Origin of the sequence: Pseudomonas sp. MH9.2, from assembly GCF_034353875.1 — a bacterium.
In the GTDB taxonomy this organism is placed as follows: Bacteria; Pseudomonadota; Gammaproteobacteria; order Pseudomonadales; family Pseudomonadaceae; genus Aquipseudomonas.
Genome location: NZ_CP133784.1, coordinates 869,297 through 890,912, shown reverse-complemented (window position 1 = coordinate 890,912; position 21,616 = coordinate 869,297). Strand labels below are relative to the sequence as shown.

The 21,616-nt window shown below is 54.6% G+C and carries 14 protein-coding genes and 4 pseudogenes; 7 read left to right on the top strand and 11 right to left on the bottom strand.

All coding sequences use genetic code 11. The features are described from left to right. Nucleotides 1-287: 287 nt before the first annotated feature. On the top strand, nucleotides 288-569 hold the full coding sequence (locus RHM55_RS04000; RefSeq protein ID WP_322179616.1) for a DUF3303 domain-containing protein: 282 nt from the start codon (nucleotides 288-290) through the stop codon (nucleotides 567-569). A gap of 134 nt (nucleotides 570-703) precedes the next feature. On the opposite strand, the gene RHM55_RS03995 is transcribed toward RHM55_RS04000, so the two are convergent. After that, on the bottom strand, nucleotides 704-1,852 hold the full coding sequence (locus RHM55_RS03995; RefSeq protein WP_322182728.1) for a murein transglycosylase A: 1,149 nt from the start codon (nucleotides 1,850-1,852) through the stop codon (nucleotides 704-706). A 77-nt stretch (nucleotides 1,853-1,929) separates the two neighbouring features. Between RHM55_RS03995 and RHM55_RS03990 the strand changes: the two are divergent. Further along, a pseudogene (locus RHM55_RS03990) lies at nucleotides 1,930-2,162 on the top strand (metal ABC transporter solute-binding protein, Zn/Mn family); the annotation flags it as partial. Nucleotides 2,163-2,201: 39 nt separating this feature from the next. Here the strand turns inward: RHM55_RS03990 and RHM55_RS25800 are convergent. After that, nucleotides 2,202-2,405: pseudogene (locus tag RHM55_RS25800) on the bottom strand (SGNH/GDSL hydrolase family protein); the annotation flags it as partial. On the opposite strand from RHM55_RS25800, the pseudogene RHM55_RS03985 reads away from it, so the two are divergent. Next, a pseudogene (locus tag RHM55_RS03985) lies at nucleotides 2,395-2,517 on the top strand (IS30 family transposase); the annotation flags it as partial. The pseudogenes RHM55_RS25800 and RHM55_RS03985 overlap by 11 nt on opposite strands. 168 nt (nucleotides 2,518-2,685) lie before the next feature. Here the strand turns inward: RHM55_RS03985 and RHM55_RS03980 are convergent. Then, nucleotides 2,686-3,648 (bottom strand): AraC family transcriptional regulator ligand-binding domain-containing protein, encoded by a 963-nt coding sequence (locus RHM55_RS03980; protein ID WP_322179615.1) that lies wholly within the window; start codon nucleotides 3,646-3,648, stop codon nucleotides 2,686-2,688. Nucleotides 3,649-3,715: 67 nt separating this feature from the next. On the opposite strand from RHM55_RS03980, the gene RHM55_RS03975 reads away from it, so the two are divergent. The 3 genes from RHM55_RS03975 to RHM55_RS03965 all read left to right on the top strand — a co-directional run bounded on the left by RHM55_RS03975 (nucleotide 3,716) and on the right by RHM55_RS03965 (nucleotide 9,422). Further along, nucleotides 3,716-4,570, top strand: a complete 855-nt coding sequence (locus RHM55_RS03975) for a sterol desaturase family protein (protein ID WP_322179614.1) — start codon at nucleotides 3,716-3,718, stop codon at nucleotides 4,568-4,570. After that, nucleotides 4,567-5,163 (top strand): NADPH-dependent FMN reductase, encoded by a 597-nt coding sequence (locus RHM55_RS03970; RefSeq protein ID WP_322179613.1) that lies wholly within the window; start codon nucleotides 4,567-4,569, stop codon nucleotides 5,161-5,163. The genes RHM55_RS03975 and RHM55_RS03970 overlap by 4 nt, the downstream gene beginning before the upstream one ends. Before the next feature lie 755 nt (nucleotides 5,164-5,918). Beyond that, nucleotides 5,919-9,422: an AAA domain-containing protein gene (locus RHM55_RS03965; protein ID WP_322179612.1), complete on the top strand. Its 3,504-nt coding sequence runs from the start codon at nucleotides 5,919-5,921 to the stop codon at nucleotides 9,420-9,422. On the opposite strand, the pseudogene RHM55_RS03960 reads toward RHM55_RS03965, so the two are convergent. The 8 genes and pseudogenes from RHM55_RS03960 to RHM55_RS03930 all read right to left on the bottom strand — a co-directional run. Then, nucleotides 9,423-9,837 (bottom strand): annotated as a pseudogene (locus tag RHM55_RS03960) (transposase); the annotation flags it as partial. A 401-nt stretch (nucleotides 9,838-10,238) separates the two neighbouring features. Then, nucleotides 10,239-10,568 (bottom strand): DUF2845 domain-containing protein, encoded by a 330-nt coding sequence (locus RHM55_RS25795; protein ID WP_369124884.1) that lies wholly within the window; start codon nucleotides 10,566-10,568, stop codon nucleotides 10,239-10,241. A gap of 27 nt (nucleotides 10,569-10,595) precedes the next feature. Next, nucleotides 10,596-11,288 carry a hypothetical protein gene (locus RHM55_RS03955; protein WP_322179611.1) on the bottom strand — a complete coding sequence of 231 codons (693 nt, stop codon included), beginning with the start codon at nucleotides 11,286-11,288 and terminating at the stop codon, nucleotides 10,596-10,598. 915 nt (nucleotides 11,289-12,203) lie between these two features. Continuing rightward, on the bottom strand, nucleotides 12,204-13,577 hold the full coding sequence (locus tag RHM55_RS03950) for an IS1182 family transposase (RefSeq protein ID WP_322179610.1): 1,374 nt from the start codon (nucleotides 13,575-13,577) through the stop codon (nucleotides 12,204-12,206). A 249-nt stretch (nucleotides 13,578-13,826) separates the two neighbouring features. Next, nucleotides 13,827-15,233, bottom strand: a complete 1,407-nt coding sequence (locus tag RHM55_RS03945) for an ATP-binding protein (protein ID WP_322179609.1) — start codon at nucleotides 15,231-15,233, stop codon at nucleotides 13,827-13,829. After that, nucleotides 15,230-17,038: a DAHL domain-containing protein gene (locus tag RHM55_RS03940; RefSeq protein WP_322179608.1), complete on the bottom strand. Its 1,809-nt coding sequence runs from the start codon at nucleotides 17,036-17,038 to the stop codon at nucleotides 15,230-15,232. The genes RHM55_RS03945 and RHM55_RS03940 overlap by 4 nt, the downstream gene beginning before the upstream one ends. Continuing rightward, nucleotides 17,035-17,994: a cytochrome-c peroxidase gene (locus RHM55_RS03935; RefSeq protein ID WP_322179607.1), complete on the bottom strand. Its 960-nt coding sequence runs from the start codon at nucleotides 17,992-17,994 to the stop codon at nucleotides 17,035-17,037. Before RHM55_RS03935 ends, RHM55_RS03940 begins: the two co-directional genes overlap by 4 nt. Nucleotides 17,995-18,068: 74 nt before the next feature. Next, entirely contained in the window at nucleotides 18,069-19,943 is a 1,875-nt protein-coding gene (locus RHM55_RS03930; RefSeq protein ID WP_322179606.1) for a putative bifunctional diguanylate cyclase/phosphodiesterase, read from the bottom strand. A gap of 263 nt (nucleotides 19,944-20,206) precedes the next feature. Between RHM55_RS03930 and RHM55_RS03925 the strand changes: the two genes are divergently transcribed. After that, a complete protein-coding gene (locus RHM55_RS03925) occupies nucleotides 20,207-21,583 on the top strand; it encodes an HD domain-containing phosphohydrolase (RefSeq protein ID WP_322179605.1) in 1,377 nt (458 codons plus the stop codon). The last annotated feature ends 33 nt before the right edge of the window (nucleotides 21,584-21,616 follow it).

The window sequence follows — 21,616 nt, the reverse complement described above, 5'->3', positions numbered from 1 at the left end:
GTTCGGCGGTGGTCGCGATCAATAAGTGTCATCCGCCTCTAAGCAATACGCAGTTGCTCTTCGTCGCTGCCTCGGCAGATCTGGCGCTTGCGCTGGGTGAGGTAGATTCAAGGAAAGAGGATCAGCGGTCATACGCAAGGCTCGGGAGGCTGCTATTCCTTCCCATGGGAGCAGTCGTTTCAGGCCTGCCAGGGTGTGGCCCGGGAACAGACGCGTGGCCGTGGTCGCGGCGCCAGCCAGGTGCGTGAAGAGAAGAACAGGTGCCAATCCCTATCAGGAGGTGGCAGATGCTATTCATTGTCAGTTGGTCAATCAGTCCCGAACGTCGTAATAGCGCGATTGAGCGTTTTCTCAAAACAGGAGCCGTTCCACCCGCAGGCGTGACCATGCTGGGACGCTGGCATGCCATAGGTCGCATGACGGGCGTTGGCGTCGCAGAAACCAGTGATCTTGCGCTGATGCAGAAATGGGTGCTTGAGTGGAGTGACCTCATGAGTATGGAGATTCACCCGGCACTGACCGATGAACAGGCTGCTCCGCTACTGGCAGCAGCGGTCAGCAAGCACTAGTTTCCGTCGAGAAAGCGTTGATAAAAAAGGGACACCCATTAGCCTTGAGTTGAGACCGGCTAATGGGTGTCCCTGTTTCAGGGCACCAGGCGCTTACGCGATAACAGGGCTGATTAGTGCCTCAGGTCCGGCCGTTATTGCGCGTTAGGCAACGCAACCCCTTTTGGCCACAGCAGCCAGATCTCGCCCTGCTGTTTCATGTTGCCTGCCAACTCACCGGCCTCGGTGCCGGTGCCCCAGAACAGATCGGCGCGGACTTCGCCAGCGATGGCGCCCCCCGTGTCCTGAGCGGCGACGGGCCGTACCACCGCGCTGCCATCAGGGCGTGTGGTGGAGAGCCAGAGCAGGCTGCCCAAGGGGATGACCTTGCGGTCGATCGCCACGCTGTAACCCGCCGTCAGCGGCACGTTCAATGAACCGCGCGGGCCTTCATTGCTGTCAGGTCGTCGGCTGAAGAATACGTAGCTAGGGTTGCTCGCCAGTAACTCCGGAACCCGATCCGGGTTGGCACGGGCCCAGTCGTGGATCCGGCCCATGGTCACGTCTTCTTTTTTGAGTTGACCCTGCTCGACCAGCCAGCGGCCCACCGGCTTGTAGGGATGGCCGTTCTGGTCGGCGTAACCAATGCGCAATTGCTGACCGTTATCCAGTTGGATGCGGCCAGACCCCTGGATCTGCAGGAACTGCAGGTCCATTGGGTCGCTCAGCCACGCTAGCACAGGGGCGTTCACACCTTGGCGTGCAATGGTGGCTGCATCGTCATAGGGCTTGAGTGTTCGGCCTTCGAGGCGACCGCGCAGGCGTTTGCCTTTGAGTTCGGGGTAAAGGCTGTCCAGCGCCACCACCACCAGATCGTCGGGAACGCCGTGGACCGGCACTGCAGTTTCCTCGGTACGTTCGAGGCTGCCCCGATAGATAGGCTCGTAATACCCGGTGATCAGTCCGTGCTTGCTGCGGTCGGCCGAACGCAGGGCGTACACCTGCAGCTGTGTCTTGAGAAAATCGCGAATCGCGGTGGTGGTGGGTGGCACCTGAGTGGCTGCGCTGCACGGGCCTTTCCAGACGGGATCACTGGCCAGTCGTGCGCACGCTGAATACCAGGCGTTGAAACCAGCCTGCAGGTCGCTATCGCTGACGGCGGGCAGATCGTCCCAGTTGCCGATGACATAGGTGGCTGCCGCAGGTGGTTCTGTCTTTTGGGCGCCGCCATCGCAACCCGCCAGCAGGGCGATGAGGGGAGCCGCGCAGAGTAAAAGCCTGCGCCAGTGAAAACGGTGGTTAATCACGAAATGTGTTCCAGATGGACGATTCGAGGGCCGTAGCTTGGTGAAACCTGCCACTGGCGTCAAATCCAGTAGCCGGGCCCAATGGTGATCCTCATGTTTACGAGCCGACCCCGGCTGACGCTCAGGCCTTGAAAAAGGCTGATGTGGCGTTCGTCAGTGGTTTTCATCTCGAAGAGTGGCTTGATCGCCTGATCAACGCCTCCGAGTATCAAGGCGAGTCAGTGGTCCTGTCCACGAGCTCAAGACCCGCAGCATGGAAGAGGATGGGAAGCACGTCACCGACCCTCATGCCTGGAACAGTGCGGCCGCAGTCGTTGGTTCCCGGTTGGAAGAGGACAATGTCTGTGCCGATCGGAATTGCGCGTTCCAGCCTATTGCGCTCATCTTCTGTTGTGTCGCCACTTGAACCCTGATTTACGACATTTACATTAAAACCTTCTGTTCTCAATCGCCGCTCCAGTTGCGATGAGTATGCTTGGTCCCGACTGACAATTTTCCCTGCGGTCTGGCTAGCTCCAAACGCGACGATTTGAATCGGCTTGGACGCCATCTCTTATCAAATGAATATTCGCCCTCGTAAGCGATTTGGCTTCAAATACCCGATTGAAGTGATTACTGAGGTGATGGGTATGTATCATGCTGCACCGTCTTCAATTCAATAACCGTGTTGCACTCAGCTCCTGCAACCGCCGTAATTGAATATTTCAAATTTTTGTGGTTTTAACCGAATAAGGTTTTTTTGATTTTCTTGTAATTGCCAAGGGGCTGACGTTCGGCGTTTGACGAACGGGTAGGGGCGGTAAACACCCCGCGGCTATTCAATCGCCCCTTTACACTTTTACGCGCCATCTATTACGGGCGTGGAGATAGGCCGTCAAATCGTTATAGCCCAACTGGTCAGCAATCTCTGCTCGAGATTCTCCCTGCAATTCAAGATGCAATTCCAGTTCTGCGCGAACCTGATCAAGCAACTGCCGGAACGTCGTGCCTTGCTCTTCCAAGCGTCTACGTAATGTGCGCGGTGTCTGGTGAAGGGTCTCTGCCAGGTTTTCCAGAGTCGGGGGTTCACCTCGCGACATTGCCCGTCGCGCCCCAGCCGCCACCTTGGCGGCCCAGCCGCTGAAATTTCGATACACTGCAATTCGCCGGTCCAGTTCCTGAGTCAGCAGTTCCAGCATACCGTTATGCCGAGTCAGCATCGGAAGACCCAGGCTACGCGAATCAAAGTAAAAACAGTTAGCCGGGCAGTCAAACTCAATACGCTCTCCGAACGATTGCGCGTATTGCTTGTAATACGACGGACGCGAATGGGTGAATTTTGCCAGCACGGGACAAACTTCCTGGCCAGTTCCGCGTTGCAGTAGGGTTATATACATGGCGCCGTAGTGCTCGGTGAGATAGCGCCTCAGTTCACCCGGTGCGTCGATGCCCAGCTCTAACCCGAAGCCGTTTTCGTCATTCACTAACCTGACACTGTCTGTGTCCGATGCCAGCGGTGCGTAACGAGCCCAGTACTGCATTGAAGAGGCAACGTCTGGACTGTACAGGCACAGATAAGCCAGTACGTGCCAGTCCTGAGGTGTGAACAGTGTGAACAGCTTCATGCCAATGGCGGGGTCAATACGCGCCGCCTCACGCCATAGCTGATCCAGCTCCACCAAGCTGTAATCTGCACCTTTATGCTGGGCGTGGCTGTCGAGAAAACGCTCCAACACCTGGCCGAGCCTGCCGCGATGAAAACGCTGGTTCGAGCGATTGGCCGGTTCTAGCTCAATTCTGTCCGTTTCACGCATTGGAGGCGCCGTACTCCTGGTTTCTAATTATTTGGCATTGCCCGCAAGGGCCTAAATCGAGAGTGCCATGAATACAACAATGCTCGCCAGCAACCCAACCTTTATCGTCGCCGGAATTTTCCTTGCCTTCGTGTTAATAGAGCTTGCCTGCGAATCGTTTCGCCAATCGTCAAGCAGCAAACGTGACGTGCTGATTGAGGTCATCGGGTCTAGCATAATGGTAGCCATCACGTTCCCTTTGGTGATGTGGCTAAGCGGTTTGATCTTAAATCAGCTTTTGCCAAATATGAAAGACGCGTTGGCCGGGATCCCGTGGATTGCCGGATTTGTGTTGTTTGTGCTGCTGGATGACATGACCCAGTATTGGTGGCACCGCCTGACTCACCGCGTCCCCGCGCTATATGCCCTGCATCGCGCTCACCACTCAGCACCTTACATGAGTATTCGCATCGTCTATCGTAATAACAGTTTTTACTATCTACTGATGCCGGGCATCTGGCTGTCCGGTATGCTAATTTATCTTGGTCTCGCACCGGTTTATTACGTTTATTTGATCTTGAAAATGACCGTGATTTTTGCGGCGCACAGCAGTGTCGCCTGGGACGATAAACTTTACCGCATTCCTGCTTTGCGGCCTCTTGTCTGGATAATGGAGCGCACCTTCTCTACGCCATCCACTCATTCTGCACATCACGGTTTGACGGCTGAGGATGGCGTCACGCATTACAAAGGTAATTTTGGCAATATGTTGTTTCTTTGGGATGTACTGTTCGGGACGGCAAAGATTACGCGCCGTCGTCCACCGGCTTATGGTATCGAGCACTTGTCGCCGATCAGTTGGAAAGAGGAATTATTCTGGCCAGTTGTTCGATCCCGCTGCGTGGCACCGACTGTGACTGCTGAGCAGAAGGTGGCACGATGAGTAGTCATATCGTTCTGCTGTCTGGATCGAATAGATCAGACAGTCAATCGGTCAAGGTCGCCAACTATCTGCGCGACCGATTAGAAAGACTCGAACTTTGCGAGTCAATAAACTTAATAGACTTAGCATCAAGCCGGCTACCACCCTGGCCGGAGAAAGACACTGATAACGTCTGGAGCAAACAGCAGTCAATTCTTAAAAAAGCAACAGCGCTGGTCGTCATCAGTCCGGAGTGGAACGGCATGGCTTGCCCAGCCTTAAAAAATTTCTTCCTTTACGCCGGTCTCGCCGAATTGGGACATAAGCCAGCGCTATTGGTGGGGGTTTCGGCCGGATTAGGGGGCGCCTATCCTATCGCTGAGTTACGTGGGTCCAGTTATAAAAATTGCCGGATCACCTACCTCCCGGAACAACTGATCGTCAGGCAAGTTGAAAGTATGCTGAACAATGGAGAACCTCAAGACGAAAATGACATTCGCCTTCGGGCGCGTGCCGATTGGGCTTTGCATATGCTGTGTTGCTACGATAAAACGTTGCAAACAGTGCGTAACGATATCGATATGTATCAGCCGGACTTCTCCAATGGTATGTAATTCATAAAAACCTCCACCCCAATACAATGCGCAGTCAATCAATTATATGGGGCGTAGCACTCAAACTATGCCCCTGAGGAGACACTGAATAATTCACCTGCTCGCACTTTTTGCCGGCGTTCAGGTCACATACCCCCTCTTTGCGAAACAAAGAGGGGGGCGCTGGGTGGTCGCTTAAGGCGTAAACACTAACCCGCTCGATTGACCTGCATGGGTTGATTGATTAATCACTGATAGTCATATGCTGAATGGGTAGCTGGCTTCCAAGAAAATTCATTATCTCGCTAATGCGTTTTTCTCGATCTTTATTAAGTATGTCCCCGTCTTTTTGCTTGACGACTCTGTTGGTTGCGACACTTGCGATCTGCACTGACTCGAAAGCTTCCACGTTGACCATCGGCATGATTCCCCGAGGCCTTGGAATGCCCCAGCGCATTGCAACCTGAACAACCTGGATTCCACATACGCGAAAACCCAGGGCTTGGTAAATCGGAACCGTAGAGCTTGAAACCGAAGCTCCGCAGCCCCCAAGCAGCCTTCCAAGCTGTCTATGAAACCAGGGGCTATTCAGTAAGTTTTCGATTCTCGGGGAGATTGTTTATCAATACAACCCACTGACACCGATGCTAGAGCCTTGGAGTATCCCGTTCCGCAGCATGTCCTGATTGGCCATTCCCCACCCAACACGCTACCCTCGGCCCAATCACCATCCATCGACCGTCACAGTGAGTCACGGTCCGCATTGAATCAGGACGATGAACGACTATTCCTTCAAACTCGCGAACTACTGGCGCAATTCCTTGGCCGATGCCGAAAATGGCAACGGCGCCTTGTCCTCCAGCCAAGCCGAAAAACTCACCGCTTTACCCATTGAGGCCTTATTCGCAGGGTGTGTGCCGGCAGAGCAGGTGAGCCTGTTATTCGCCAACGAACCCGCCGAATTACCCTGCGCAGAAATCACCCTGCGGCCCTTGGTTTACAAGTCACGCCTGGAGCACCGCAAAGCCCGCAACGGTCTGCCAGCGTTCATCACCCCGGTTATATGTCGAGTGTTAGTCGCCCACGATGGTCGTCTTTATCCGACATCGCAAACCCTGATGCCCCGCGACATTCTCGAACCGCTGGACCGCGACAATTTCGCCATCGGTGCCCAAGTCGATTTGGACGCGTTTTTGTCCGCCGAAGACGTGCCGCAGTTCGATCCATCCGCCGAGGGTGAAGAACTGACCGCAGACCAGCACCGCGACAAGTGGAATGCCTATCTGCAGTTCTGCATGAAAATGTTCCGCAAGGTCACCAGCGGCTGGGAGGGGGCAGAGGATGGCTTCGACCTGGTCAACTTCTGCTATTTGTTCAAGGAAGACAAAGCTGACGGCTTCAGCCGCAATATCGTCTGCCTCTACGACCACTTGCGCGACAGCAAGCCCGACGCACCCCTGTTCGACCGCTTCGCTCAGCGCGATTCTAGCCCTGACGAAGTTTGCTTGCCCGCCAATAGCCAGTTTGCCGCGCGACTTGGCCATGCCGGGAACGAATATGCCTTGGCGCCCGCCCAACGTGATGGCTTGGCTCATCTCCTCGTCGCTGATGCGGGGGATGTGCTGGCCGTCAACGGGCCGCCGGGTACTGGTAAAACCACCTTGCTGCTTTCGGTCGTCGCCTCGCTCTGGGCCAAGGCCGCAGTGGCCGGTGGCGAGCCGCCAGTGATCGTGGCCAGTTCCACCAACAACCAAGCCGTGACCAACATCATCAAAGCGTTCGGCAAGGACTTCTCAGAAGGGAGCGGCCCCTTTGCGGGGCGCTGGCTGCCCGATATCAAAAGCTTCGGCGCTTACTTTCCCAAGTCTTCGGCCGAAGCAGAAATGGCCCGCACCTACCAGACCAAAAGCTTTTTCACCGAGCTTGAGTCGCAGGCCTATCTGGACAAGGCGCAACAGGCCTACCTGGCCCGAGCCGTCATCGCCTTCCCCGATGATCTGAGCCCGAGCGTCCAAGGTGCGGTCAAGCAGCTCCAGGCCGCGATCCGCTCGCGACAGCAGCAACTCACTGATATTGAGCAGGCCTGGGCCAAACTGGTCGGCGCCCGCGAAGCCATCCAGGCACTGCTGAGCGATGATCCACAGGCAGGCATCGCGCGTATTGACGCGCAGCACCTCAATCAGGCCGAACAGCTTGCGAACGCGAAAGCACGTCTGAAGGATTTCAAACACTATCTGGCACACGAGCCGCTGATCTACACGCTGTTCGGCTGGTTTGGCCCGGTCGCTGGCAAACGTCTGCGCTTGGCGAAATTACACCTCGATGAGGCCAACACCGAACTGCAAAACGCCGCCAGTGTTTGCGAAATCGAAACCCGGTTGACGGCCGCCGTGGCTCAAGCCAGCAAGGCCCAGGAAGTACTCGAAGCCCAACTGCAGCAGGCCCGACAATTGCTGCAAGCCGAGCAACGTCAGGTATTGAATTGGCAAGCAGTGATTGCCGTTCTGCCGATTCCTACCGACAGGCCTGCTGCCCAGGTGACTCTCAACGACTGCGACAGCTGGGCGGACACTTCCCTGCGTTTCGAAATCTTCCTGCTGACTACCCATTATTGGGAAGGCCGTTGGCTGATGGAAGTCGCCGAAAGCCTGCCAGAAATTCTCATGAGCCGCGGCAAAAATGGTCGCAAGACCCTTGAGAAAAACTGGCGGCGGTGGATGAAGCTCACGCCCTGTGTGGTGGCCACCTTCTTCAGGCTGCCCAAGGAACTGCGCTGCAGGCGGCACGACGGTAACGGCTTCGTCGATGACTATGCGTTGAACTTCATTGATCTTCTGATCGTCGACGAAGCCGGCCAAGTTCTTCCTGAAGTCGCCGCGCCGTCGTTCGCGCTCGCCAAGCACGCGTTGGTGATAGGCGACACTCAGCAGATCGAACCCATCTGGTCGATTCCGGCTGCGGTCGATATCGGCAACCTGATAAGCGCCGGTCTGCTATCGCGCGACAAGGTCGATGACGACTATGCCGCCTTCTGCGATAGCGGCCGTAGCGCGGCCAATGGCAGCGTCATGGCCATCGCCCAGGCGACCAGTCGGTATCACTACGATCATGACCTCGCCCGAGGCATGTATCTGTATGAGCACCGTCGCTGCTACGACTCGATAATCGATTACTGCAATGCCCTTTGCTACAGGGGCAAGCTGCAACCGCGACGAGGGCGAAAACCGGAAGGTGGCTTGCCGGGGCTGGGCTACCTGCATATTGATGGAATGTGCCAGCAGAGCAATGGCGGTAGCCGTCATAACCTCTTGGAAGCGCAGACGATCACTGCGTGGATTCAAGCAAATGGAGCCGAGCTGACAAAGCGCTACAAGAAGGATCTGTGGGAAATCCTCGGTGTGATCACGCCGTTCGGCGCACAGACGCAGGCGATCGTTCAGGCCTGCACAGCACGGGGCATCAAGACCGGTAAAGGCGATGGCGAGATGACTGTCGGCACGGTTCACTCATTCCAAGGCGCCGAGCGGCCGGTGGTGATCTTCTCGGCGGTCTATTCCAAACATGCCGATGGCGAATTTATCGACCGCAAGGACAGCATGCTGAACGTTGCCGTTTCTCGGGCCAAGGACAGTTTTCTGGTGTTTGGCGACATGGACCTGTTCAGCCAAGTGCCGAAAAGCAAGCCGCGTGGGCGTTTGACCCAGTTTCTGTTGGCGGATTCGGCGAACGAGCTGATTTTCGATTATCAACCCCGGGATGATTTACAAACGGCGCATACCGGATTGAGCCACCTGCATGAAGTTGAAGAGCATGATCGGTTTCTGATGCACACGCTGGAAACGGCTCGCCAGCAGGTTCAGATCGTAACGCCCTGGGTGAAATTGCGATGGATGCAGGAAAGCGGCGCGATGGACATCATGGGCAATACGGTGCAGCGCGGCGTCCAAGTGGTGGTGTATACCGACCTGCGATTCAACACGGGTATCAAACGCGCCAAGCCTGAGGGCGATCCCGAGAGAATTGCGGAATTCAAAGACGCGATTGCCGCGCTGAAAACGCGGGATGTTCAGGTGTGCGTGGTCAACAAGGTGCACAGCAAGATCGTTATGGCCGATGAGGAATTGCTGTGTATCGGCTCGTTCAATTGGCTGAGTGCGCAGCGCTATGGCGATTATGTGCACCATGAAACTTCCATGGTCTATCGCGGCCCTGATGTAAGCGACGAACTTGCAATCAACCGCACTAGCTTGGCGCAACGGGTGACGTCCAGCGGACTGTAAAAGCTGTACAGCCTTGGACTCAGAGGGTGTCGGGTCTTGCCGGTCGGCAGCATCGAGTGTCGTCAGGTAACGGTTGATGCTCGATTCAACTTCTTCCATTCTCGCTTCAATTTGGCGCTGGTGAAATTGCGGTCAGCGATTGCTGACTGCCGTTGGGCTTCTCGTTCCAGCCGCTGGCTCGACTGAATGCGGTTGAGATAACCGTAGATGTAGATCTTCAGCAGAATTGCAGGATGATAAGCAGGTCGGCCAGTGTCTGCCGGTATGTCGCCTTTAAATCCAAACCTGCCCAGGTGAGTTCGTTGACAAAAACGTCGACTACGCGCACCGGATTGGTCTCGGTGACGTAATCGTCGAGACACTCCGGCAGCAGCGTCACCTGCGTCCGAGTCTCGCCCTCAATGAATCGCTTCATGATCGACCCCGATCAGATCTCGACGATCAAAAGGTTAGACAATCACTGGCGTTTTCACACAGCCTGGACCCGAAGCAGCCACCACTCTAGGAATATCCATGGAAGCAATCGGCATGTTCCCCGCATTGGGAGGGAAAAGGAGGTGGGAGAGCAGACTGCCACTTTACTCCATATGACATATTCCTAGATGGGCCAGGGCAGGCTGAGGCGCTAATGCTTAAGAAACCGCAAAAACTAATACCTGTGTCTCGGGACACCTTCACGCTCAGATCCGAAACTTAAGAAGATATGTCCATGGCTGTTTGATGGGAAAGAATACTTGAGAGGAAAAGTGCAGTGTAAAATGATAAGGCCTACCATCTAATAAAAACTAGAGTGATAGGCTCCTAACAGCTAGCAGTCTAATCCCATTTCAATAGATTGCCGGAGGGCTCGTTGCGTCGAGTATCTACTCGTATCAACTTGTCGTTGATAAAAAGCATATACTGATAGGCCCCACCGTTCGGACCGTAAACTAAAACATCTGTTTTCTGCGCCCCTTTTCGTGGCACTCCATTATTTCGCATAACAGGCCCATCACTATCCTGTGCGACAGGCTGGCCACACGTCTGTAGAACATTTTCAAGCGTGTCACCAGGATTAACCAGCCTCGTTCCGCAGCGAGTAGTCGCACTCGCTTCATTTAAGATAGAACATATCAGAAAAATTGCTGCTAATGGCTTGACTAACATACAGACCTTCTTGAAAAGCTGCGAGCATCATCCCGCCGCACTTAGAATCTTGAGATAATTATCAATAGAGTAGCTACCATCCCCGACAGATGTAACGGTGATTGTGGTGGTCGCAGCGGCGACCTCAATTCCACGCACCACAACGTTACCATTCGCTTCTGTATCAGAGAGCTGGCCGCCATTATATGAGACAACCAGATTAGTATTGCTTGAGTTCTGAATTATAGGTAGCAAGTAACTGAGCGGAGGGTACTGGGCTGTATTGACAGTGATTGTGGTTTGCATATCGGATGCTGCTACTGCCTGCTGAAGCTTGTCTCCGTTGACAGGATCGACTCCCAGTTGTCGGCCATTAAACTCTAGCGATAGCCTTTTTCCGGTTGTAAGTTGTCTAACCTGTGTAAGTTCGGCGGTAGTGAACGTATGGGCCGAAGCTATCGAGACGTCAGTGTTTACCCCAGCGACGCCAAGCGCTGCAAGGATGCCAGTGGGGTTAAGATCTAGTACGTCAAGTGCCAGTGATGCTTTCCTGCTACCTACTGTGCTCAAAACTTGAGAAAGGGCTGAAACTGACAAAGAACCCCCGTTAGTAATCGATAATTCGAAATTGCTAGCCGTGAGTTTAGTCACACAATCGATAATCGCTGCTGGGGTAGATAATTTTCCGTCAAGAGTAATGGTATATGGTTTACTGCCGATAGCCGCTATTACGTCGTTCACTCCTCCGGCCGTCAATGCATTAAGTCCAACAACTGTGCGTGACGTGCTAGGATCCGTAAACATATTAATTATAGCAACCGCACTAGCGGAGCTGGCTGTAGCGCAGTCTATTGAAATAGACCTTTCCTTGCCAGCCAACAAGGCGGCAACTTGTGGAAGCGTAGAAATAGGCAGGCTGTTAATGGAACTAATGTCAGCCTTGGTGGCAGGGCTGCAACCGCAGCACTTAGCAATGCGATTAGCTGAGCCGTGTTCGCGCTTAGACCAGAAATTTGAAGGGAAAGCTTTTTGGAACCGGCTGACATCAACAAGTTCTGGAGCTCAAGCTGAGGGAGCGCCTGGGGCATAGTCAAGGATATATTTGTATTAGTACCAGCTGCGGAAAAAATAGACAAGAAGTTATTGAATGAGATTGTATCTCCCACGCACATCATGTTTAGCTCTTTCATTTCTTACCTCCAAGTTGTCAGTTATCAGACTAGCCCCTCATCTGTGCCATTGCAAACGCTTTAGGTTCATTGGTCAGCCGCCAACCATAACGGCTTGTGTCCAATGCCTAATGCCTCTCGATTCTTATTGAATTTGTATTTGTCCTTCACTCCTGGAAGAGACGCTGCCAAGAGGTTAATCGCTAATGATTAATCCAGTTCACGCGGCAGGTAACTGACAAAAAGGTTATAACGCCTCAGAATTTATCGAAAAAAAAGTTCAAGCGCTTGCTTGGACTTTATTCACCGCGACTGGCTGTATTCGGCCGATTCTGTTGAAAAAGTCGGAATTTCAGGCTGGAAGAAGTCGAGGTTGGCCGTCACTTCAGAACCTATTCACCACGTTGAGTGGCTTTTCGGTTCTGCGTTGATCGTTGCAGCTTCGTTAGTGGGTTAATTTGAGGTTTTTTACTTACTCCGGGCGCACCTATCCCGTGGTTGGCGGCCCTTGAGAGGTCAGTTTGGCCAGTCTCCGCAGATTCTGTACCGCTGCTGCCAATGTAAATTCATCGTTCGCACCGCTCATGCCGCGTAGCCGCAATCGATCCAGTCTCAGGATTCGCTTGAGGTGAGCGAACAACATTTCGACTTTCTTGCGCTCATGGCGAGAACAAACGTATTGAGGCGTCGCGGCGATCCGCCGAGCAACATCACGCGCGGCTTCATGGATGCTACGGGCAATTTTCCGAACCGGAGTGTTCGGGCAGCAGCGCTCTTTCATCGAGCATTTCGCGCAGTCGGTTTGTCGTGATCGAAAGATGGTGGTGTCGGCTTTCGTGACATGTGAGCGCTGGTTCTTGAAGGCTCGCCACTCGCTGCGCAGGGCGTGTCCGGTGGGGCAGCGATACTCCTGCGTTTCTTCATTCCATTGAAAATCGCTACTTGAGAGGCTGCCGTTCTTGCGCTCGGTTTTATCCCAAACCGGCACATGTGGCTCGATATCTTTTTCGTCCACCATCCAGGCCAACATCGGTGCGATTCCATAAGCGGTATCGCCGATGAGGCGATCCGGCTTGATATCGAACTGTTCCTCGACCCGCTCAATCATGATCTTGGTGCTTTCAACCTCAGCTGTTCGATGAGCCGGTGTTGGCTCCACATCCATGATCACACCGTGCTCGACATCAATCAGGTAGTTCGTCGAGTACGCGAAGAACGCCGGGCCTCCTGGAGCGGCTGTCCAACGAGATAGTGGATCGGTCAGCGATAGGCGCTTGGGCAGTGTTTCTGCAAGGGCCTCTGCATCAAGCGCTTCAAGGTACTCACGTACGGCACGAGTGCTGAGCAACGGGTCACTCCAGTTGACCTCTTCATCGCCTGGTACGCCGCGCTGCCGACTGGCATCCGCCTTGATGACGCTGGCGTCCACGGCAAAGCCTTCACCCTTGACCAGACCTGCGTCCATGCAGCGACGCAGCACCTCGTTGAACAGCCTGCGAAACAGAGAGCTATCGCGGAAACGACCGTGCCTATTCTTGGAAAACGTAGAGTGATTTGGGACTTCGTCTTCGAGGCTCAAGCGGCAAAACCAGCGATATGCCTGGTTCAAATGAGCCTCTTCGCACAACCTGCGCTCGGAGCGAATACCGTAGCAGTAGCCCACGATCAGCAGGCGAATCATCAGTTCAGGATCAATCGAGGGACGCCCTATCGGGCTGTAAAAGTCGGCGAGGTAGTGGCGTAGATCGCTCAGATCGAGGCATCGATCAATATTGCGCAGGAGGTGATTTGATGGGATGTGATCTTCAATGTTGAACGAGTAAAACAGCCGCTCCTGTCCACTCGACAATTGTCCCATCATGCTGCGAATCCTCCCGCTGGCCGATGACCTTATTTTGCCGCAGGCCAGGCAGGAGATCTACTTTTTCAACAGAATCGGCCAAAAGCAGTCACTGAACAGCCTGTCAGCGAGTCCATAGCCCGCTACCCATGGACTGCTAACACTCGGCAATTTCGGCGGTTCGTCAGTTCATCCTGACGCGCTACAAAGGACAGATCGCCCCCGGGTTCTGATGCTGACGCCGGCTGGCTTGGCGGCGAGGGCCGTGTGTCAGGTGTTCGAGTGCTGCTGCCTGATCGGCAACGTAACCCGAAACGTAGTCCCCACGCCAAGCTCGCTGCTGACCGTAATGTCGCCACCGTGTTTTTTCACAATCCCGTAGGAGAGGGACAGGCCCAACCCTGTCCCTTGGCCGACGGGTTTGGTGGTGAAGAAGGGGTCGAAAATTTTCTGCACAGTGTCGGAAGCCATTCCTGATCCAGTGTCGGCCACTTCGAGCCAGACGTGCTCTGCTTCCATCCCGCTGCGAAGGGTGATTTTCCCGCGCTGAGGACCCATGGCCTGGGCGGCGTTGACCACGAGGTTCATGATTACCTGATTGATTTGCGAGGGCAGGCATTCGATGTCGGGAAGGTCGACGTATTCCTTGATGACGTCGGCTTTGTATTTGAGTTCGTTGGCGACGATGTTCAGGGTCGATTCGATGCCTTGCTGCAGGTTGGCCCATTGCCATTCCTGATTCGAGTCGACGCGGGAGAAATCTTTGAGGTCTTTGACGATTTTTCCGACGCGGCTGATGCCTTCCTTGGACTCCTTGATCAGCAGCGGGATATCTTCCCTCAGGAAGTCCAGTTCCACACGCTCGCGCATGGATTTCAAGTGCTCGAGGATCTCGGTCGAGGCGATGCCCTCTTCTGAGCGCTGGTAGGCGTCGAGCATGTCCTGCAATTTGCTGAAGTAACCTTCAAGGGTGCCGAGGTTGGACGAGATAAAACCGATGGGGTTGTTGATTTCGTGAGCAACCCCAGCGGCCAGTTGCCCCAGGGACGCGAGCTTTTCGGATTGCACCAGTTGGCTTTCCAGCTGTTCGCGTTCGTCGATTTCGCGCTGCAGGGCTTCGCTGGCCTGTTTGAACTCGTGGGTCCGTTGCTCGACCAATTGCTCAAGCTTGCTCATCTGCACCGATGCGCGCTCGGTCATTTCCCATTTGGCGGTCAGGGTGTTGGCCAACTGATGGACTTCAATGTTGTCGAAAGGCTTTTTCAGAATCAACAACCGGTCATGGCCATGCAGCCGTTCCAGTAATTCATCCCAGGAGTAGTCGGCGTAAGCCGTGCAGACCACCACCTGCAGGCGCGGGTCTTGCTCCCAGAGATGCTCGATGGTTTCTACGCCGTCCCAGCCCTGGGGCATGCGCATGTCGACGAACGCCAGGGCATAGGGGCGATTGTCCTTGAGTGACTGGCACACCTTAGCCAGACCCTCCTGGCCCTGGTAGGCCGAGTCGAGTTCGAACAATGGAATCTCGATCTTGGCCGTTTGTCCGAACAGCGCTGCCTCCATCAGGTACAGGTCGGAGTTGTCGTCGACGGGAGGCAGGAGGATTTTGCGAAAGTCGTCATGAATGGCAGGGGTGTCGTCAATCAGCAGAATACGGCGGTTCGATAGACTGTTCATTGCTTATCCGTCGCGATTGTCAGGGGCATTTCAAGGGTGAACACTGCACCTTTACCAGGGCCGTCACTGTAGGCACTCAAGTGCCCATTCATCTCGATTGCGGCCAGCGCGCAACTGTGTAGGCCAAAGCCGTGACCCTCTTTGCGGGTGGTAAAGCCGTGGGCAAAGATTCGCGTCATGTTCTCTGGTGCGATGCCCTCACCTTCGTCTTTGACACTGATCTGCAAGATGGAATTATCGATGAATTTTACGCCCAGGGTCATTTTTCGAGCGCGGTCGTCCATGTTGGACATCGCGTATTTCGCGTTGCTGATCAGGTTGATCAGAATCAGCAGCAGCCGATGTTTATCGGCCATCACTGCAGGTACATCGATGAAGTCCTTGACCACCGTGACGTGGTGGCGGGTCAATGCGCCGGAGTTCATGCGCAGAGCATCTTCAAGCAAGTCGCTGATGTTCAGGGATTCAATCAGGTTGGACGCCCCAGCGTAGGACTGCTGGGTAGAGACGATATCCTTGATGTGATCAACACTTTTGGTCAGCTGCGCCAGCTCGTCGGTCATGCTTTCCTGCTCGGCGCCCAGCGCTTTGACCAGTTGGTTCAGGTAACCCGGTAACAGTTTTCCTTTCTCGTCGAGGGTGATGAAATCGCCCAGATCCTGCTCGTGCTCATTCATCATTTGCACTGCTTTACCGAGGCCGATTGACTTGCTGGAGCGCAGTTTTCGAGTAAGCAGATCGGCAGAGATGTTCACGCTGTTCAACACATTGCCGACGTTGTGCAGCACATTGGTCGCAATTTCCGCCATCCCGGCCAGGCGCGCGGTATCGAGCAATTCGCTCTGGGTGTCCTTCAGTTCATGGGTACGCTCTTCCACGCGTTGCTCAAGGCCTTCGTTGGCGGCATGCAGTGCTTTGTTGACACTGTTGATTTCGGCAAAGCTGCGCAGCAATCGGATGGCCAGATATAACAGCAGGAAGACCATCAATGCCGAGAAAATCAGCAGATACAGGTGGTACTGCTGACCAATTTTGACGGCCTGCTCCTGGTTGTTATTGAGAATGTTATTGATGTCCTCCAGTCGAGCGGCCACGGGAACGACGCCGATATGCTCCAGCAGATCGTTGACCACGGGTTGCTCGTGCAGAATCAGCTCCACATGTTTGAGCAGGATTTCCAGCGGAAGATGGAGTGGTTGCGGCAAACGACCTTTGTCCACACCCAACCGGTTCAGGCCGACTTGGATCTCGGCCGCTTTGTCGTCAGAGGTGATTTGAGAGAACTCCAGGCTGCCAAGTAGCAGGTCATAGATGTCCATTGAGGCGGCTTGCAGCACTGGGTCGCTTCTGTTGAGCGTGCCGAACTGCTTCTGGATATCGTCTTCGGCGATGGGCAGAAAGGCCAGTGAGTTACGCAATACGGCGTTATGCGATTTGAATTTTTCAACCAGCCGTGTTTTTTCGTCGACGGCAGCCAGATAGGCAGTACGACTGTCTTGCCAGAGGGCATCGGCATGTAGCACATGCCCGGACTGTATCGTATCGAACTGCCTCCAGAGGGTGTTGATTTTGGTCAGCGGCTCCACCAGCAAGTCGTAGTTTTGGCTGACGGAAACTCTTGCTTTGAGGATCTCTGTTTCCCAACGTGCATCCTGCTGTTTGATCTGACCAATCAGATCCCGTGACGCGATGTAGTTAGAGGTGTTATCGGCACTGGACCTGATATAGAGGAACACCAGAATAGATGCGAGTGCCAGCGTCATCGCGCCCAACAGCAGTGAGCTGAATCGATGAGACAGTTTCATAGGGGTTTGCCTCTGAGTTCACCGGTCAATGTCTTGAGAAACTCAATGATCAGAAGTTTGTCCTGTGCCGAAGGCGTGCGGCCCAGTTGATACGTGAACATCACGCTGACGGCCTCATCCAGCGTCTTGGCCGACCCATCATGAAAGTACGGGGCAGTGAGCGCTACGTTACGAAGGCTAGGAACTTTGAAGACGTTACGGTCGGCCTCATCCCTGGTTACCAGATAACGTCCCAGATCGCTCTCGGCCGGGTTGCCCCGCGCCTTGAAATAGTCGCTCATCACACCGAATTTCTGGTACATGTTGCCACCGATGTTGACGCCTTGATGGCAGGCGATACAGCCATATTGCTTGAAGCGCTGATACCCGTATTTTTCGTTAAGCGTCAGGATGTCGGTATTGCCCTTGAGGTAGAGGTCGAAGCGCGAGTCGGGCGTCAGCAGGGTGCGTTCATAGCTTGCTAACGCATTCTGCGCATTGGCTGCCGTGACCCCGTCCGGGTACGACCTGGTGAAGGCCGCGCGATAGTCAGGGTCTCTGGAGAGCGTGTCGATCAAGGCTTTCCAGGTGTTGCCCATCTCGACAGGACTTTGGACCACCTCCTCGATCTGTGCCTCCAGTGAGTCGGCCCGACCATTCCAGAACTGCTTGAAGTTAAGGCTCGCATTGAGCACGGTGGGTGTGTTGATGCCTAGCAGCGCGCCGTTAAAACCAGTGGAGAAAGGCTTGTCGTCGGCCCCACCTTTTTCCAGGTGATGACAACTGGCGCAGGACACGCTGTTATTGACTGACAGGCGTGCATCGTTGAATAACTGACGGCCTAGTTCGACCTGTACGGAATTGTTTATCACCACGTCAGGTAATGGCTTCAGCGGCTCGTCCAGTGGTGTAGCAGCTGCCAATTGGCATAGACCAAGCAGCAACGCGAAAGCAGTGGGCCATCCATGTAACTGCATCAATGATCCCCGGCTGCCGATAAATTTAATGGTGTCCCGGCCTGAAATACGCCAGCGGTCTCGTCCTGTCCGATTTATTCCAGTCGTGCCGCTTCCAATTGCTCACCACTCAATATTTTGGCGAATGCACGTGGCTCTACCGCTCGGCTGAAGAAATAGCCCTGGCCTTCTTCGCAGTGGTTGGTTTTCAGGAAATCAAGCTGATCCTGGGTTTCGATACCTTCGGCAATGATGTTCAGCTTGAGGCTTCTCCCCAGGCTGATAATGGCGCTGACCAACGCCGCGTCGTTGCTGTCGGTGCTCAGGTCGCGGACAAACGACTGATCGATTTTTAATACGTCGATGGGGAAACGACGCAGGTAACTCAAGCTGGAGTAGCCAGTTCCGAAGTCATCGATGGCCAAGCGGATGCCCATGTGCTTGATCGCTTGCAGGATCTGGATCGTCGACTCGGCATTTTGCATGAGCACGCTTTCGGTGATTTCCAGTTCCAGCAGCTCAGGGTTCATTCCGGTTTCTTCAAGTACGGTTCGAATCCCCTCGAGAAAACCCCTCTGGCGAAACTCAGTGGCAGAAATGTTCACCGACATACGAATCGGCGGTAATCCGGCCGCTTGCCACGCGCAGGTCTGGCGGCAGGCCTCGCGCAATACCCATTTGCTCAGCGGGACGATCAGGCCGCTGTCTTCGGCGACCGGGATGAACTCAGATGGGAAAAGCCAACCTTGCCCCGGTTTGAGCCAGCGGATCAGAGCCTCGGCGCCGACTACTTTTCCAGTTTTCAGGTTCAATTTTGGTTGGTAATGCAGGACAAACTCGTTGCGCTCCAACGCCAGTCGAATGCCTGACTCGATAGAGTGTTGCTCGCGGGCACGCTGGTTCATGGTGTTGGAAAAAAAGCAGAAGTTGTCCGGACCGCTGTCCTTGATGTTGCGCATGGCGGTTTCGGCTTTTTTGATCAGGGTGACGGCATCTTCACCGTCACCGGGGAAGATGCTGATGCCCAGGCTCGCGGTCACACTCAGGTCATGCCCGGCGACATAGCGAGGAACCTTGATGGTGGCCAACAACTTCTCCGCAATGCTTTTGGTTTGTTGGGGGTGATGGACATCGGACAGCACCAGGACAAATTCATCCGAGCCATAGCGAAACACCGAGTCGGACTCGCGTACGGTGTGGGCGAGGCATTGAGCGACAAGTTTAAGCACTTCATCGCCGATGGGATGCCCCAGCGCGTTATTGATCCGCTCAAAACGATCCAGGCCGATGAACATCACTGCCAATTGCGTATCATGGCGGCGGGACAGGGCAATCGCTTGAGTCAACCGATCACCCAGCAGCGTACTGTTGGGCAGCTCCGTCAACACATCGTACTGGAGCAGATGGGATACTTTCAGCAATTCCTGAACGCGCTCGGCGATGGTTTCCTCCAGGTTGCGCATTTTTGCCGCGGCATCCTGTGTCATTTGCCATTTGACCGTCAGCGCACTGGCCATCTGGCGGATTTCCAGGCTGTCGAACGGCTTTTTCAGAATCAGCAGTTGGTCGCTGAACGCAAGGCGCTCGGTCATCGCCTCCCACGAGTAATCGGAGTAGGCAGTGCACAGTGCGATTTGCAATTGCGGGTCGGCTTTCCACAGGTGCTCAATAGTCTCCAGACCATCCCAGCCGGGTGGCATGCGCATGTCGATGAAGGCCAGTGCGTAGGGCCGACCTTCTGCCAGTGCTTGCTTGACCCGTTCAAGGGCTTCTTGCCCCTGATAGGCGGAATCAAGCTCGAAATTTTTCCGAGTGACCTGTACTGTGCCGAAGAGCTCTTCCTCCGCTGCATCAAGGGACTCTTCGCTGTCCGGCTTCGGGCAGAGAATTTTACGAAAGTCCTGATGAATCGATGGCGTGTCATCAATGATAAGCACGCGGCGATTGGCGTGAGTGGTCGGGGTGCTCATTCAACGCTACCCGGCAGGTCTGCGATCAGATGAAAAATAAGCATACGGATTTCCCTTCCTGAAGGCGCGACAACGGTTACGTATACATTGGATCCCATTTTTCGGAGCATAGCCCTCGACGAGGCACTTCGCTGGGAAACCGTAGCTAATGTGCCATCAGTTTGTTAAAAATGCCTCAGCCCTTAGCCAAAAAAGCGAGGGAGCGAGGTTTTTATCATGAAAAACCCGAAAATGCCCTCAAATGAGTGATGTCAGGTAACGCTATGGATGAGCAATCCGCTTCTGTTTCGGCTTATAAACCCTGCGTGCTGCTGGTGGATGATGAAGAGTTCATTCTTAACAGTTTGCGCCGTCTGCTGCGCAGCCAGCCGTATGATTTGTTCTTTGCCGAAAGCGGTGAAAAAGCACTTGAGTTGATGGCCCACCAGCGTATCGATCTGGTGATGACCGATGCCCGCATGCCAAATATGGATGGCGCTACCTTGTTGGCGGAGATTCACCAGCGCTATCCAGGTACCACACGGATCCTGTTGACGGGATATGCCGACCTGGACACCATCGTCAAAGCGATCAATGAAGGAAAGATTCATCGCTACATCAGCAAACCCTGGAACGACGAGGAGTTGCAGCTGACCTTGCGGCAGGCCTTGGAACATCAGCATTCCGAGCGCGAGCGGCAACGCCTGGAGCGTCTGGCCCATGAGCAGAACGAGGCGTTGCAGGCGCTTAATGCCACCTTGGAAAAGCGGGTTGTCGCACGCATGTCCGAGCTGCAACAGACGGCGGACATGCTCGACCTGGCCTATGACGAGTTGAAGCACAGTTACGCGACCAGTACCGAGGTGTTCTCCCTGCTGGTCAATCAACGGTTGCCTAAAAGCAAGCAGACCAACCGGCAAATCATCGATTTGATTCGCACCTACTGCAAATCCCACCCCATGGACGAGGCGAGTAGCCGCGATCTGGCCATGGCGGCAGCGCTCTACAACATCGGCAAGTTGAGCTGGAGCGACAGCATGATGAGCGCGCCTGCCGACCTGTTGCACCATACGGATCGTGAGCGTTATCGCGGTTATCCGAAACAGAGCGAGTCGCTGTTGATGACGTTGGAGCCGATGCAGGACGCGGCCCAGTTGATTCTTCACCACCAAGAGCGTTGGGATGGCACGGGATTCCCCGACCACCTCAAAGGCGAGGCTATCCCGTTTGGTTCGCGCTTGCTGAAGCTGGCCGTGGACTTTATCGAGTTGCAGCGCGGGTTGATCCTCGAACGGCAAATGAACAGTGATGAAGCCCTGGTGTTTATCCGTAAGTACGCCGGCCGTCTTTATGACCCAGCGCTGGTGGAAGACTTCGTTCAGGTCTGTGCCGCCTACCTGAGCGATGTCACTCTGAACGATCCAACGGTCAAGGTGGTTGGCACCCGTGAACTGTTGAGGGGGATGGTGCTTGCACGCAACCTCAATGCCGACAATGGCATGCTCCTGCTCAATGCTGGCAAGGTAATCAGCATCGCGTTGGTCGACAAGTTGATCGCCTTTGAAGCCATGGAAGGCGCGAAGTACAGCATTTTCGTCAAAGTGCCGGACGAGCTGGCCGCCAACCGCCTCGTGAATGAGCCTGTGCCAGCCACTACGTGATGCGCAGGGGTGGCATGGCTGTGTGGTCAGGTT

Excerpts from the sequence above, each read along its gene's own strand:
- RHM55_RS03975 (WP_322179614.1), top strand. The coding sequence starts at position 3,716 with ATGAATACAACAATGCTCGCCAGCAACCCAACCTTTATCGTCGCCGGA.
- RHM55_RS03945 (WP_322179609.1), bottom strand. The coding sequence starts at position 15,233 with ATGAACAGTCTATCGAACCGCCGTATTCTGCTGATTGACGACACCCCT.
- RHM55_RS03970 (WP_322179613.1), top strand. The coding sequence starts at position 4,567 with ATGAGTAGTCATATCGTTCTGCTGTCTGGATCGAATAGATCAGACAGT.
- RHM55_RS03965 (WP_322179612.1), top strand. The coding sequence starts at position 5,919 with ATGAACGACTATTCCTTCAAACTCGCGAACTACTGGCGCAATTCCTTG.
- RHM55_RS04000 (WP_322179616.1), top strand. The coding sequence starts at position 288 with ATGCTATTCATTGTCAGTTGGTCAATCAGTCCCGAACGTCGTAATAGC.
- RHM55_RS03940 (WP_322179608.1), bottom strand. The coding sequence starts at position 17,038 with ATGAAACTGTCTCATCGATTCAGCTCACTGCTGTTGGGCGCGATGACG.
- RHM55_RS03950 (WP_322179610.1), bottom strand. The coding sequence starts at position 13,577 with ATGATGGGACAATTGTCGAGTGGACAGGAGCGGCTGTTTTACTCGTTC.
- RHM55_RS03925 (WP_322179605.1), top strand. The coding sequence starts at position 20,207 with ATGGATGAGCAATCCGCTTCTGTTTCGGCTTATAAACCCTGCGTGCTG.
- RHM55_RS03935 (WP_322179607.1), bottom strand. The coding sequence starts at position 17,994 with ATGCAGTTACATGGATGGCCCACTGCTTTCGCGTTGCTGCTTGGTCTA.
- RHM55_RS03930 (WP_322179606.1), bottom strand. The coding sequence starts at position 19,943 with ATGAGCACCCCGACCACTCACGCCAATCGCCGCGTGCTTATCATTGAT.
- RHM55_RS25795 (WP_369124884.1), bottom strand. The coding sequence starts at position 10,568 with ATGTTAGTCAAGCCATTAGCAGCAATTTTTCTGATATGTTCTATCTTA.
- RHM55_RS03980 (WP_322179615.1), bottom strand. The coding sequence starts at position 3,648 with ATGCGTGAAACGGACAGAATTGAGCTAGAACCGGCCAATCGCTCGAAC.